The organism is Methylocystis sp. SC2, from assembly GCF_000304315.1.
Taxonomy (GTDB): Bacteria; Pseudomonadota; Alphaproteobacteria; order Rhizobiales; family Beijerinckiaceae; genus Methylocystis.
The window spans coordinates 32,501-46,487 of the sequence record NC_018485.1 but is presented as its reverse complement, the minus strand read 5'-3'; the positions used below and the strand labels follow the sequence as shown (position 1 = coordinate 46,487).

The following is a 13,987-nucleotide window of genomic DNA, read 5'->3' as shown; positions in this document are numbered from 1 at the left end:
GTAGCGCGGACTTCGCCGCGGACGACGTCAGCTCAATCGGTCGCCGAAAAGAAACTCCATCGCGCGATCGAGCCTGATATGCGGCAACGGCAGCGGCTTCTGGTCGGCGCCCAATATCGCGGCCGGCGGCCTGAACTTGAGAAAGCGGAAGTCCGCCTCTTCATCGGAAACGGCCAGCGCTTCGCCTTTAAACACGTCGCGCGGATCCGCCGGCAACTCGCCGGGGAAAATCGCGCCTTCCGCCACGCCGTCGAAAGTCTCGTGGCCAATGCGCTCCCCGGCGACCGGCGTGCCGACGATGGCCGACAGTTTTTCGCCCTCATGCCGCACCATCGCTTCGCGCGTCGCCCGAACGGCGGCGAGCGCGATTACGTCGATCGAGGCGCCTACCCCCTCAGCGCGCTCTATGGCGCGGGCGGTCAGGTGACGCAGGATCGCTTCCAGCCGGTCATGGCTCGTGTGATGCAGATGGTCGGCCTTCGTCGCCGCGAAGAGTATGCGGTCGATCTTCGGGCGAAAGATCGTGGAGAACAGATTGGCGCGGCCGGTGCGAAACGCCATGAGCACGTCTGTCAGCGCCGTCTCCAGATCGCGCACCGCCTCTGGACCCGAATTGAGCGCCGCAAGCGCGTCGACGAGCACGATCTGCCGATCGAGCCGCGCGAAATGATCCCGAAAGAACGGCCGCACGACCTGCGACTTATAGGCCTCGTATCGGCGCTCCATTTCGCGCCCAAGGCTGCGATAGGGCAATTCCTCGCTCTCCGACACGGGAAACGGCGCGAATGTCAGCGCCGGCGATCCTTCGAGATCGCCCGGCATCAGAAACCGACCCGGCGGCAGGCTGGACAGGGCGAAACGCTCGGAGCGCGCCAGACGCAGATATTGGGTGAAGGTCTGCGCCAGTTTCTGCGCGGTTTCTTCATCGTAGCGCGATTTGACGTCCGTCTGCGCGGTCAGGCCCCGCCACTCGCTCGCGATCATCGCCCGGGCGGAGGCGCTCGCCGCGTCGAGCGTCTCGCGAGACCATTGCGCGTAGGACTTGCCAAGGAGCGGCAGATCAAGCAGCCATTCGCCGGGATAATCGACGATGTCGATGTCGAGTCGCGTCGGACCCTGGCCGAAGCCCTTGCGCAGCGACCAGCCCTTCGAGCGATATTCCAGCGTCACCCGCAGTTCGGAAATCCGCCGCGTCGATTGCGGCCAGCGCCGGTCCAGCCCGGTGAGCGCCGCGAGATGCTCCTCATAGGCGAAGCGCGGGACGCTGTAATCTGGCTGCGGATCGAGATGCGCCGACGTAATGCGACCTTCGGCGAGCGCGCGAAACACCGGGAGCTGAGTCTTGCTGTCGCCGCCCTTGTCCGGGCGCGCCGCGATCGCCCGCGTCAAATGGTGCACGAGCGCGGTGATGAAGACCGTTTTGCCGGCGCGCGACAGGCCGGTGACGCCAAGCCGCAGGCGCCCGCCGGCGAGAAAGTCAGCGACGCTCTCGGTGGCGATGCGCGTTTCGAACAGCAGATCGGACAATTGCGACAAGGGCGCTCCGGGTCCGCCGACCTATAGCATCACGTCGCGTCGCTTCAAGAGACGCTGGTGAGAACATGTCGCGCTGCAAACCAAAGGTGAAGACCGCTCGGAACGATTCTGCGCCGAACGGGAATGAAGACGATGCGCCTACCGGAGCCCGGCGCGCGTCATCACCGCTTCGACATCGGCACGTAGTCGCGCTGTTTCTCGCCCGTATAGAGCTGGCGCGGACGACCGATGCGGGAACCCTGGTCCTCGATCATCTCCTTCCATTGCGCGATCCAACCGACGGTGCGCGCGACCGCGAACAACACGGTGAACATCGCCGTGGGGAAGTTCATCGCCTTGAGCGTGATGCCGGAATAGAAGTCGATGTTGGGATAGAGTTGTTTCTCGATGAAATAATCATCGTGCAGCGCGATGCGCTCGAGCTCCAGCGCGACGTCGAGCAGATCGTCCTTGACGCCGAGTTCGTTCAAAACTTCGCGCGTCGTGCGCTGCATGATCTTGGCGCGCGGATCATAGTTCTTATAGACGCGATGGCCAAAGCCCATGAGCCGAAACGGATCATTCTTGTCCTTGGCGCGCGCGATGAACTGCGGAATGCGGTCCGGAGTGCCGATTTCGGCGAGCATTTTCAGCACCGCTTCATTGGCGCCGCCATGCGCCGGCCCCCACAGCGAGGCGATGCCCGCCGCGATGCAGGCGAAAGGATTCGCCCCGGACGAGCCGGACAGACGGACGGTCGACGTCGATGCATTCTGCTCGTGATCGGCGTGCAGGATGAAGATCCGGTCAAGCGCGCGCGACAGCACCGGATTGACCTTATATTCCTCGCAAGGAACGGCGAAACACATGCGCAGGAAGTTCGACGTGTAGTCGAGATCGTTCTTTGGATAAACGAACGGCTGGCCGATCGAATATTTATAGGCCATCGCCGCGAGCGTCGGGATCTTCGCGATCATGCGCGTCGAGGCCACCATGCGCTGGGTGGGATCGGCGATGTTGGTCGAGTCGTGATAGAAGGCGGAGAGCGCGCCCACGGAGGCGACCATCACCGCCATCGGATGCGCGTCGCGGCGGAACCCCTGGAAGAACCGCGCCATCTGCTCATGCACCATTGTGTGGCGCGTGATCCGATAGTCGAAATTCGCCTTCTCGGCGGCCGACGGCAATTCGCCGTAGAGCAGCAGGTAGCAGGTTTCGAGAAAGTCGCCATGTTCGGCGAGCTGTTGAATCGGATAGCCGCGATAGAGCAGAACGCCGGCTTCGCCGTCGATAAAGGTGATCTTCGATTCGCATGACGCGGTCGCGGTGAATCCGGGATCGAAGGTGAACATGCCGGTTTCGGCGTAGAGATTGCGGATGTCCGCAACGGACGGCCCCAGCGTGCCATCCTTGATCGGCAAATCGACCGACCCGTCGCCGACTGTGAAGATAGCATTCTTCTCCGGCATACCCGCTCCCCTCTCGACCGCCCCGCGCTCGCAACGAGCCGGTTCGCGGCGCGACGCGCGCGAACGCTATGCATGAATTGCGTCACATTCGCGATGTCGTCGCGTTCACGCGCACGCCGATGCGTCGCATTCGGTTTGTTGTGCGGTGCAAAAAGCTATATCAACCGCAAAGGCTGTCAAGCGCGCCACGCGTATCGCGCGTCGATGACATGTTCCGCGCTGGCGCGGAAAACGGCGCGGCGCCGAAAATCGCGTCAGCGATTTTTACGCGCGCCAACGCCGCAGCGACGCGACGGCTTACCCGACGGCGGCCTGGTCGGAAATTCGCGCAAGACTTTCCTCGCGCCCCAGAATTTCCAGCACGTCGAATATGCCGGGCGACGTCGCGCGGCCGGTGAGCGCGGCGCGCAAAGGCTGTGCGAGATCGCCCAGTTTGACGCCAAGCGCCGTCGCAAGATCGCGCACGACCGCTTCCGTCGTCGCGGCCGTCCAGTTCGGCAGATCCGCAAGTTTCTCGACGAGCGTCGCCAGCCGCCCGCGCGCTTCCGCCGAAAGCAGCTGCGCCGCCTTTGCATCGAGCGACAGCGGACGCTTCGCGAAGAGAAAGCCCGCGCCGTCGAGAAGTTCGTTCAAGGTCTTGGCGCGCGCCTTCAGTCCCGGCAAGGCGGCGCGCAACTGCGCGCGCGTTCTATCGGTGAGCGCCTGCGCGATGGCGCCGCCGCCTTCGAGATAGGGAAGCGTCGCGACGAGCAAGTCGAACAGCGCGTCATCATCGCTGTCGCGCAGATAATGGCCGTTCATATTTTCGAGCTTGGCGAAATCGAACCGCGCCGGCGAGCGATGCACCTGCGCAAGATCGAACGACTCGATCATCTCCGGCGTCGTGAAGAACTCCTTGTCGCCCTGCGACCACCCCAACCGAACGAGATAGTTGCGCAGCGCGGCCGGCAGATAGCCCATCGCGCGGTAGGCGTCGACGCCGAGCGCGCCATGGCGCTTCGAAAGCTTGGCGCCGTCCGGTCCGTGAATCAGCGGAATATGCGCGAAGGCGGGCGCCGTCCAGCCCATCGCCTGATAGATGTGTGTCTGTCGCGCCGCATTGGTGAGATGATCGTCGCCGCGAATGATCTGCGTCACGCCCATGTCGTGATCGTCGGCGACGACCGCGAGCATATAGGTCGGCGCGCCGTCCGAGCGCAGCAGAATGAAATCGTCAAGATCCTTGTTCTGGAAGACGACGCGTCCCTGCACGGCGTCGTCGACGATCGTCTCGCCGTCCTGGGGCGCCTTGATGCGCACGACATAGGGCGCGCCGGCGGGCGCCTCGGAGGGATCGCGATCGCGCCAGCGGCCGTCGTAACGCCAGGGGCGCTTTTCGGCCTTGGCCTTCTCGCGCATCTCCTCGAGCTCCTGCGCCGTGGCGTAGCAGCGATAGGCGCGTCCCTGCGCCAGCAGCGCTTCGGCGACTTCCGCATGGCGCGCCGCGCGCGCGGACTGGTAGACGATGTCGCCGTCCCATTCGAGGCCAAGCCACTGCAGGCCGTCGATGATGGCCTCGATCGCCGCTTGCGTGGAGCGCTCGCGGTCGGTGTCTTCGATACGCAGCATCATCCGACCGCCGTGCTTCTTGGCGTAAAGCCAGTTGAACAGCGCCGTGCGCGCCCCGCCGATGTGCAGAAAGCCGGTGGGCGACGGAGCGAAGCGAGTGACGACCTGAGACATGAGCGACGCGAATTCCTTGGCTTTGGGTCGGCCCGTCTAGCACGGGACAGGCGGGGCGAACATAGTTCGTCACGAATGATGGCTTAACCAAAGCGTGAACATATGACTTGCGGAACGCAGTAAGAACCGATATCGTTCTGTTCATGATTTGTTTAGGTTATCGAGCCAGAAGCTGCGGCTCAGCCAAAATCAACGATTCGGCTTGCGGGGCGGTGCGGCGATGCTGACCAAAAAACAAAATGATCTATTGCGCTTCATCCATGAACGTCTGAAGGAGTCGGGCGTGCCGCCGTCCTTCGACGAGATGAAGGACGCGCTCGACCTGCGGTCGAAGTCGGGGATTCATCGGCTGATCCTCGCGCTCGAGGAACGCGGCTTCATCCGCCGCCTGCCCAATCGCGCCCGCGCGCTCGAAGTTCTGCGTCTGCCCGAATCGTCCACGCCACGGGTCGCCGGCGGGCGCAGCGGCAAGTTCTCGCCGTCCGTCATCGAGGGAAATCTCGGGCGCGTGCGGCCGCTCAGCGAACGTTTCGAGGACGAAGGCGACCATCAGGTCGCCGTTCCGGTCATGGGACGCATCGCCGCCGGCACGCCGATCTCCGCCATCCAGAACCGCAGCCACACGATCAATTTGCCGCCCGACCTGCTGATGAGCGGCGAGCACTTCGCGCTCGAAGTGCGCGGCGATTCGATGATCGAAGCGGGAATCCTCGACGGCGATACGGTCGTCATCCGCAAGCAGGACAGCGCCGACACCGGCGACATCGTCGTGGCGCTGATCGACGACGAGGAAGCGACGCTGAAGCGCCTGCGCAAGCGCGGCGCCTCGATCGCGTTGGAGGCGGCCAACCCCGCCTATGAGACGCGCATCTTCGGCCCCGATCGCGTCCGCATTCAGGGCAGGCTTGTGAGCCTGCTGCGGAAGTATTAGTTTCGTGGCAATGCCGTCATTGCGAGCGAAGCGAAGCCATCCAGCGCTTTAACAGCCCCTTGATTGCTTCGTCGCTACGCTCCTCGCGATGACGCGTGAATTGCTCCGCCCTACTCCAGCGGCTCCATCGCTCGCGCCTCTTCCGCGCTGCGCTCGTCATCGCTCAGCGGCGCGGCAAATCCGGACGCCCGGCGATTGCGGGGCGCGGGGGACCATGGGCGATCCTCGTCGATCGCGCGCGCGGTCGTCCATTCGACGCGATCCGCCTTGAACCTCAAAGCCACCGCCCCTGTTTCGGACAGTCGCTGGCGATCGATCACGATCTCCGCCGCGCAGCCCAATGGCGCATAGAGCGGCGTCACAATGACGGCGGCGCGCGCGCAGTCTTCGAAAAAGCCGCCGCGCCCGGCGACGAGCGCGACTAAGCGGCCATTGACGGCCTTCGCCACGCAACCCGCGTCGTCGCAAGCGACGCCGCTCCTCGCGTCCGCGGACGGGCGCGAGTCGCCGTCCGCCCGCAACCATTGTTCCGCGGCGAAAGCGCTCGGCTTTTGCCCCATGACGGCGAGCTGACCGGACGGAAGACGCAGCGCCGCCGATTCTCCGGTCGCCGGCACGGCCAGATCAAAGGGCGCGCCGCTCCTCGCGCCCATCAGCCCGATCACGGCGAGCGGAATGGCGAGCGCGCGCCACGCCCAAGTGCGCCACAACACGAGCGACAGGACCGCAAGCGAAAGGAAAAGGATCGCCCAGGGCGCAAAAGCCGCAACCGGCAGACTCGCGCCGGGCGCGCTCGCGATCAGCCCGGCGAGATAGGTCACGAGGTCGATGCCCAGGTTCAGATAGCGCCAGATGAAGCCGTCGAGGCCCAAGGGGTAAAGCGCGGCGCCGACGAGCGCGCAGGGAACGGCGAAAAATTCAATGATCGCCAGCGTCAGCGGATTGCCGATCAGCACATAGGGGCTCAGCTCGTGAAAATCATTCGCCATGAATGAAGCGGTCGCCGAGGTCGCGCAGAGCGTTGCGAAAATCGCCGCCCCGGGTCCTTGCAGCAGGCGCTCGACGACGCTTTCACGAAACGCTGCCCATCGCCCGCGCGGCGCGCGATCGTCGATGCGGCGTTTCGCGAGATATTCGCCACGCCATTCGTACACCGCGATCAAGGCAGCCACCGCCGCGAAAGAGAGCTGAAAGCTTGCCCCCAGCAACGCCTCCGGCTCGAAAGCGATGATGAAGAGCGCGGCAAGCGCCAGATTGCGCATCGACAGCGACGGACGATCGAAGAGAACCGCCGCAAGCATGATGAGCGTCATCACAAGCGCGCGCTCGGTGCCGACGCGCGAGCCCGTGCCGATGTCGTAGAGAATGGCGCCGAGCATGGCGAGCGCCGCCGCCCATTTTTTGATCGGATAATTCAGCGCAAGCGTTTGCGACATCGCCATCAAGCGCCGAAAGCCGACGAAGAAGATGCCCGCGACAAGCGTCATCTGAACGCCGGAAATGGTGATGATGTGAAATATGCCCGCCCGGCGAATGAGATTTTTCGCATCTTCCGACAGCAGGTCGCGCTTGCCGGTCACCATGGCGGCGGCGATCGCGCCCGCGTCGCCGTCGATGATTCGATAGACCCGCATCGCCAAGGCGTTTCGCATGCGATCGACATGCGCGAAGAAACGCAGCGAGAATGGCGCCGGTTCGGGCGGCGGCATCGTCTCGATGCGTCCGAGCGCGTTGCCGACCGCGCCGATGCGCGCAAAAAACGCGTCCCGCGCGAAATCATAGCCGCCGGGGAGCGCCGCCCGCGCCGGCGGCATCAACCGCGCCTTGAAGGCGATGAAGTCGCCGGCCGAAAAATTGGGCTCGCCGCGCGTCGTCAGCCGCACGCGGGCGGGAACGACGTCGTCCGGATAGCCTTCGGCGCTCGCGACGCGCAGAATGAAACGCGCGCCGGCGCGGCGCAGATCCACCTCCTCGACGAAGCCCGTCAGTTCGCCGACGCCAACCCGTGGAACGATCGGCGCGGCGACGCGCGCCGTCCGCCAGGCGCCGGACGCAAAGCCGAGGGCGACGAAAGCAAGCGTCAGGAAAAGCGCATGGGCCCGCGCATGGCGGCGCGTAAGCCCGGCCAGGACGGCAAAGGCGGCGAGCTCGCAAAGGCAGAGCGCCAGCGAAGGTTCGCGCTCAGCCGAGAAATAGAGCACGACGCCGCCGCCCGACGCGACGACCAGCCACAGAAACGGACGGCGCAGCGCCCGCTCCTGCTCCAGCGACGCGAGGAGAGCTCCCGCTATGCCTCGGGCGCGCAGCGGAAAGAGGCGCGATGAAAGATCGCGGCCGCGTTCCTCCCGTTCAGCCGTGCGCGAAATGTCGTTCAAGAATGCCCGGTCCCGCACAAATATGGGAAAGAGCCTAGCGCCGACCGCGCCCCTTGTCTTGCATCGCCTTGGCCCGCCACGCGCCAGCGGGCGGTTGCCTGCGGCGCGACAAGAACCTATCCCGTCAAATCAGGAGCGAGATCCACATTAGATGGACTCGCGACGCGATTGCGCGCACATCGCGCGGCGATCCCCGTCATTCGGTTTAGCCGTCAATGAAGCGCGACCCATCGCCGGGCAGATCATTGTTTCGCGGACTTAGGCGAAAATGCCCGAACTGCGGCGTAGGCAAGCTGTTCGCGAGCTACCTCAAGCCGCGCGATTCTTGCGCCCATTGCGGGGAAGGCTTTGCGGGCCTCGATGCGGATGACGGGCCGGCGTGGCTGACCGTCGGCGTCGTGACGATTCTCGTCGTGCCGCTTCTCTTTATCTTGGAGAGCAGCGGACGCTACGCCTGCGCCGTCGAGATGCTGATCGTTGTGCCGCTGACGATCGCGCTCGTGTTGCTCCTGCTCCCGCTTACGAAGGGATTTTTCATCTCGGCGCTATGGCTGTTGTCGAGGAAGCCGAAGTCATGATTTGCGGTTGTGAACACGGCTCTCACGCCGCCGGCGCCTCGGACACGGCAAGATAAGCATCCGGCCCGTAATGCAGCGTGTTGCGCGCGAAATAGGGCGGCCCCGGCATGTCGAAATGCACATAGCCATGGCTGACGTCGCTCCGCAGCAGATCGAGGCGGCTCGCCACGTCGAGTCGCAAGCGGTCGCCGGGCTGCAGCCGGGTCGGCGCAGGCGTAAGGCTGAAGGAGAGCGTCACCGGCCTACCGGGCTCTAAAGGCTCCCGAAAGGAGGTGTCGTGCACGATCTCACAGGCCGTGTCGCGCGCCGGGTCGCGCCGCCGCCGCGCCGGACTCATGGCTCCGAGCGAGAGAAGGCTATAGGGGCCGTCCTTGGCGACGCGGCCGAGCCGCGCGACGACATGGGAATCGATCTCATTGGAGCTGAAGACGAGATTGAGAGATACGGGGCCGGCGAGCGTCATCGGCCGCGCCGCGGTCATTTCGAATGTGAGCGTCTGGTTCGCCACCTCATCGAAGCCGCCGAGCACCGGCAAGCCCAGGGGAACGGCGGCCCAGCGGTTTTCGCCCTCTCCCGGCGTCTCCGCCAGCTTGTGGCGCGCGTCGTCCGCGCCGCCCGAGGCGAGATAGAAGCGCCGCTGCGTCGTTCCCGGCGCCGGAAAGTCGGCGGCGCCGACGTATCGCTCCTCGCCTTCGAGCCAGTAGCGGACGGCCGGTTGGCTGGCGTAGCCATTGTCCACGCCGTGGAAAATATGATCGAAGAAGGCGAGCGCCTCCAATTGCCAGGCATAGACCGGCAGTTCGTAGCGCGGCGGCGCGAGGATCATCCATTTGCGGTCCGCCGGCGTCGCGGCGTTCTCAAACAGATCATAGCTCCCGAACTGGTGCAGGTTGAAATAGCCGAGATTCTGCACCACGACGAAAGGGATTTCGATCTTGCCGAGATCTCCCGAAGGGCCTGACTGAAGCGCGCAAGTCTCTCGCGATTTTCCGTCCAGCATCCAGTTCGCGTACCACTCGCGCACCGGCTTGACCGGCGTTTTGGACATGAAGGCGCGGTAGATGGCGTCGATCCGCTTCATCAATAAGGGTCGCCACAACCGCTGGAGCGGCGAATTGAAGACATGGCTGAGGAGCGCCCGGACGACCGGCGGCACGCGCAGGCGATACATCGCCGGCGTGAAATTGGCGCCCATCCAGAGGTTGCAAAAATAGAGGTTGAAGACGCCGCTGAACTGCACGAGGTGGCGGAAATAATCCGTGCAGATCTCGTTGCAGAAAAACGCCTTCAGCGCCGGCGGACGGCGGACGGCGACAAGGGGCTGCGTCATGCCGTAATAGGATGTGCCGAACAGCGCCACACGCCCGTCGCACCAGGGCTGGGCGGCGGCCCAGGCGATGGCCCGCTCATGGTCGTCGACGTCCTCGGGAGCCAGAAAGACAGTTTGCGTCCCGCCCGAACGGCCCATGCCCCGCCGCTCCACCACCACCTGGACATAGCCGCGGTCGGTGAAGACGGGCGGCGAACCGATCTCATTGCTGCCGACAGGCGCGCCGGCGGTGTGCAGCTCGCGCGTGTAGGCGGCGAACTGGACGATCGCCGGATAGCGGCCGGGCGCGCGCGGCGTATAAACATCGGCCGACAGGGTGACGCCGCCCGCCGCCTCGATGCGCTGATCGGCGAGAAGGCGGCAGCCAAGCCCCTCGGCCGCTGCGCGCGTCGGCCGCCAGCCGGCGAGCTGCTCATGCGTCAGTTCCGGGGCCTTGATGGGAATGAGATTGTCGAGCCACTCGGCCATGGCGCCCCTCTTTGGTTGCGAGCGTCTCGCGGACGCACAGCGGAAAACGCGCGATAGATACGCGCGCCGCCATCCTCGTCACCAATATGGAAGCCTGCGCCCGCGATCGAAGCCTTGGCTGTATCGCTTCGGGCGCGCAGGCCGCAACGGAAACGCTAAGGCTGTTTGCTCTCGGCGATTCCGCTCACATCCCGCAGCGTATCGAGCCCCCCGCCCTTGTCCTGCACGACGCTGAGACTGCCGTCGGTTTCGAGCACCACCGCTTTCACGCGATCGAGATCGGCGACGCCCTGGCTGCGCATCGCCGCCAGCGCTTCCTTTTCGGTGACGCGCTCGCGCCGCAAGGCCTCGGGAAGAAAGCGCCCTTCGAAATAAAGCAGCGCCGGCTCCGATTTCACCAGATTGGCGAATGTCTGCGAGCGCACCGATGTGAAGGTCACGACATATTGGAGCGCGCACAGCAGCGCCAAGGCGAGCGCGCATTCGACGAGCGACACCTGATTGTTCAGGATGGCCGCGGACAGGGTTGAACCGAGCGCCACCGTGACGATCAGATCGAAAGCGTTCATCTTTGAAAGCGTGCGCTTGCCCGTGAATCTGAGCATCACGATCAAAGTGACATATGCGAGGACGCCAACTACGGCGATTCGTTCGAGATCGTAGAGGCTGTGAAAGAACATCGAGAATCTCACCCGGCGGGGGCCCCTGCGCCTAACTGCTGGGACGGGCATACGTTCCCCGATTCGCGGGCGTTCTGCGGCGACGGATCCGGAACGCCGATGCGGAAAAGCTTATCGGCGCAAAAAGAAAAACCCCGGCCGCAAGGGCCGGGGTTTTCGAATTTGTTTGGTTGCGGGGGCCAGATTTGAACTGACGACCTTCAGGTTATGAGCCTGACGAGCTACCGGGCTGCTCCACCCCGCGCCATGAGAAATGCGCCTAAAAGAAACGCGCTAAAGCAGCGCGAAACCGAAAACGCAGCGCGGCGAAAGCAGCACTGCTGGAAAAAATATCGTTAAGAGGATTGATGTGCTTCGCAGGCCTGGCGACGACCTACTCTCCCAGGTCTTGAGACATAGTACCATTGGCGCAGAAGCGTTTGACGGCCGAGTTCGGGATGGGATCGGGTCTGATCGCTCCGCCGAAGGCCACCAGGCCGGCGAAACACATCTTCGAAGCAAATGAGGTCTCTCTATACGCGCCATACGAGTATGGGCGTCGATAAATGAGAGCGATCAAGCCAATCGAGCTATTAGTACCGGTAAGCTCCATGCGTTGCCGCACTTCCACACCCGGCCTATCAACGTGGTCGTCTTCCACGGCTCTCAAGGGAGAACTCGTTTTGAGGTGGGTTTCCCGCTTAGATGCATTCAGCGGTTATCCCGTCCATACATAGCTACCCTGCACTGCGGCTGGCGCCACAACAGGTCCACCAGAGGTATGTTCATCCCGGTCCTCTCGTACTAGGGACAAATCCTCTCAATTCTCCTACACCCACGGCAGATAGGGACCGAACTGTCTCACGACGTTCTGAACCCAGCTCACGTACCACTTTAATCGGCGAACAGCCGAACCCTTGGGACCTTCTCCAGCCCCAGGATGTGATGAGCCGACATCGAGGTGCCAAACAACCCCGTCGATATGGACTCTTGGGGGTTATCAGCCTGTTATCCCCGGCGTACCTTTTATCCGTTGAGCGATGGCCCTTCCACGAGGGACCACCGGATCACTATGACCGACTTTCGTCTCTGCTCGACTTGTCTGTCTCGCAGTCAGGCAGGCTTATGCCATTGCACTCGACGACCGATTTCCGACCGGTCTGAGCCCACCATCGCGCGCCTCCGTTACTCTTTGGGAGGCGACCGCCCCAGTCAAACTGCCTACCATGCATTGTCCCGGCGCCGGATGACGGCGCGCGGTTAGACATCCATGACGATAAGGGTGGTATTTCAAGGGTGGCTCCACACGAGCTGGCGCCCATGCTTCAAAGCCTACCACCTATCCTACACATGCCGACACGAATGCCAATGCAAAGTTACAGTAAAGGTGCACGGGGTCTTTCCGTCTGACCGCAGGAACCCCGCATCTTCACGGGGAATTCAATTTCACTGAGCTGACGTTGGAGACAGCGGGGAAGTCATTACGCCATTCGTGCAGGTCGGAACTTACCCGACAAGGAATTTCGCTACCTTAGGACCGTTATATTTACGGCCGCCGTTTACCGGGGCTTCAATTCAGAGCTTGCACTCCTCCTCTTAACCTTCCGGCACCGGGCAGGCGTCAGACCCTATACGTCATCTTGCGATTTCGCAGAGCCCTGTGTTTTTGTTAAACAGTTGCCACCCCCTGGTCTGTGCCCCTCCCGCCCGCTTGCGCGAACGGAAGGCCTCCTTATCCCGAAGTTACGGAGGTAGATTGCCGAGTTCCTTCAACGTCATTCTCTCAAGCGCCTTGGTATACTCTACCTGTCCACCTGTGTCGGTTTCGGGTACGGTCTCATGCAGGGGCTATTTCCTGGCGCCGCTAGGCCGCCCGAGAAATCCAGTAATCTCGAACAGCTTCCGCAACGCGTCACCACCTGCTGGCCCACGAATATTAACGTGGTTCCCATCGACTACGCCTTTCGGCCTCGCCTTAGGGGCCGGCTAACCCTGCGAAGATTAACTTTACGCAGGAACCCTTGGACTTTCGGCGACACTGTCTTTCACAGTGTTTCTCGTTACTCATGTCAGCATTCGCACTTCCGATACCTCCAGGACGCCTCACGGCTATCCCTTCGACGGATTACGGAACGCTCCGCTACCGCTTGCCCTTGCGGGCAAACCCAAAGCTTCGGCTCGTGGCTTGAGCCCCGTTACATCTTCGGCGCGAGAACCCTTATTTAGACCAGTGAGCTGTTACGCTTTCTTTAAAGGATGGCTGCTTCTAAGCCAACCTCCTGGTTGTTTTGGGATTCTTACATCCTTTCCCACTTAGCCACGAATTAGGGGCCTTAGCTGTTGGTCTGGGTTGTTTCCCTCTCCACGATGGACGTTAGCACCCACCGTGTGTCTCCCGCACAGTTCTTCCAGGTATTCGGAGTTTGGTTGGGTTTGGTAAGTCTGTGGGACCCCCTAGCCCATCCAGTGCTCTACCCCCTGGAGAATACATGCGAGGCGCTACCTAAATAGCTTTCGCGGAGAACCAGCTATTCCCGAGTTTGGTTGGCCTTTCACCCCTAACCACAAGTCATCCGAGTCTATTTCAACAGACACCGGTTCGGTCCTCCAGTGCGTGTTACCGCACCTTCAACCTGCTCATGGCTAGATCACTCGGATTCGGGTCTAAAGCAACGAACTGAACGCCCTATTCAGACTCGCTTTCGCTGCGCCTACGCCTATCGGCTTAAGCTTGCTCGTTACTTTAAGTCGCTGACCCATTATACAAAAGGTACGCCGTCACCCTTGCGGGCTCCGACTGTTTGTAGGTATCCGGTTTCAGGAACTGTTTCACTCCCCTCGTCGGGGTGCTTTTCACCTTTCCCTCACGGTACTAGTTCGCTATCGGTCGCTGAGGAGTACTTAGGCTTGGAGAGTGGTCTCCCCATGTTCAGACAGGAT

The 13,987-nt window shown here is 62.8% G+C and carries 8 protein-coding genes, 1 tRNA gene and 2 rRNA genes (1 of these 11 only partly in view); 2 read left to right on the top strand and 9 right to left on the bottom strand.

Annotated features, from left to right (window positions below; genetic code table 11):
• Window positions 1-27 precede the first annotated feature (27 nt).
• The 3 genes from BN69_RS00225 to gltX all read right to left on the bottom strand — a co-directional run bounded on the left by BN69_RS00225 (window position 28) and on the right by gltX (window position 4,706).
• Window positions 28-1,536: a YcjX family GTP-binding protein gene (locus BN69_RS00225; protein ID WP_014889523.1), complete on the bottom strand. Its 1,509-nt coding sequence runs from the start codon at window positions 1,534-1,536 to the stop codon at window positions 28-30.
• A 161-nt stretch (window positions 1,537-1,697) separates the two neighbouring features.
• Window positions 1,698-2,984, bottom strand: coding sequence for a citrate synthase (locus BN69_RS00220; protein WP_014889522.1), 1,287 nt, complete (start codon window positions 2,982-2,984; stop codon window positions 1,698-1,700).
• A 297-nt stretch (window positions 2,985-3,281) separates the two neighbouring features.
• A complete protein-coding gene (gene gltX / locus BN69_RS00215) occupies window positions 3,282-4,706 on the bottom strand; it encodes a glutamate--tRNA ligase (RefSeq protein WP_014889521.1) in 1,425 nt (474 codons plus the stop codon).
• 220 nt (window positions 4,707-4,926) lie between these two features.
• Here gltX and lexA point away from each other — a divergent pair, with 220 nt between their 5' ends.
• On the top strand, window positions 4,927-5,637 hold the full coding sequence (gene lexA / locus BN69_RS00210) for a transcriptional repressor LexA (RefSeq protein WP_014889520.1): 711 nt from the start codon (window positions 4,927-4,929) through the stop codon (window positions 5,635-5,637).
• A gap of 110 nt (window positions 5,638-5,747) precedes the next feature.
• On the opposite strand, the gene BN69_RS00205 is transcribed toward lexA, so the two are convergent.
• Window positions 5,748-8,012, bottom strand: a complete 2,265-nt coding sequence (locus tag BN69_RS00205; RefSeq protein WP_014889519.1) for a ComEC/Rec2 family competence protein — start codon at window positions 8,010-8,012, stop codon at window positions 5,748-5,750.
• 215 nt (window positions 8,013-8,227) lie between these two features.
• Between BN69_RS00205 and BN69_RS00200 the strand changes: the two genes are divergently transcribed.
• Window positions 8,228-8,590, top strand: coding sequence for a DUF983 domain-containing protein (locus tag BN69_RS00200; protein ID WP_014889518.1), 363 nt, complete (start codon window positions 8,228-8,230; stop codon window positions 8,588-8,590).
• A 22-nt stretch (window positions 8,591-8,612) separates the two neighbouring features.
• Here the strand turns inward: BN69_RS00200 and BN69_RS00195 are convergent, their stop codons facing one another.
• The 5 genes from BN69_RS00195 to BN69_RS00175 all read right to left on the bottom strand — a co-directional run.
• Window positions 8,613-10,388, bottom strand: a complete 1,776-nt coding sequence (locus BN69_RS00195) for a CocE/NonD family hydrolase (RefSeq protein WP_014889517.1) — start codon at window positions 10,386-10,388, stop codon at window positions 8,613-8,615.
• A 155-nt stretch (window positions 10,389-10,543) separates the two neighbouring features.
• Complete coding sequence (locus tag BN69_RS00190; protein WP_014889516.1) at window positions 10,544-11,068, bottom strand: DUF421 domain-containing protein; 525 nt, start codon at window positions 11,066-11,068, stop codon at window positions 10,544-10,546.
• A 167-nt stretch (window positions 11,069-11,235) separates the two neighbouring features.
• Window positions 11,236-11,312: transfer RNA gene (locus tag BN69_RS00185), tRNA-Met, on the bottom strand.
• A 116-nt stretch (window positions 11,313-11,428) separates the two neighbouring features.
• Window positions 11,429-11,544, bottom strand: a 5S ribosomal RNA gene (gene rrf, locus BN69_RS00180).
• Between the two features lie 75 nt (window positions 11,545-11,619).
• Window positions 11,620-13,987: ribosomal RNA gene (locus tag BN69_RS00175) — 23S ribosomal RNA — on the bottom strand; it runs 454 nt beyond the window's last position.

Bases quoted from the DNA above. Each gene is read 5' to 3' on its own strand.
- gltX (WP_014889521.1), bottom strand. From the start codon at position 4,706: ATGTCTCAGGTCGTCACTCGCTTCGCTCCGTCGCCCACCGGCTTTCTG.
- lexA (WP_014889520.1), top strand. From the start codon at position 4,927: ATGCTGACCAAAAAACAAAATGATCTATTGCGCTTCATCCATGAACGT.
- BN69_RS00195 (WP_014889517.1), bottom strand. From the start codon at position 10,388: ATGGCCGAGTGGCTCGACAATCTCATTCCCATCAAGGCCCCGGAACTG.
- BN69_RS00220 (WP_014889522.1), bottom strand. From the start codon at position 2,984: ATGCCGGAGAAGAATGCTATCTTCACAGTCGGCGACGGGTCGGTCGAT.
- BN69_RS00190 (WP_014889516.1), bottom strand. From the start codon at position 11,068: ATGTTCTTTCACAGCCTCTACGATCTCGAACGAATCGCCGTAGTTGGC.
- BN69_RS00200 (WP_014889518.1), top strand. From the start codon at position 8,228: ATGAAGCGCGACCCATCGCCGGGCAGATCATTGTTTCGCGGACTTAGG.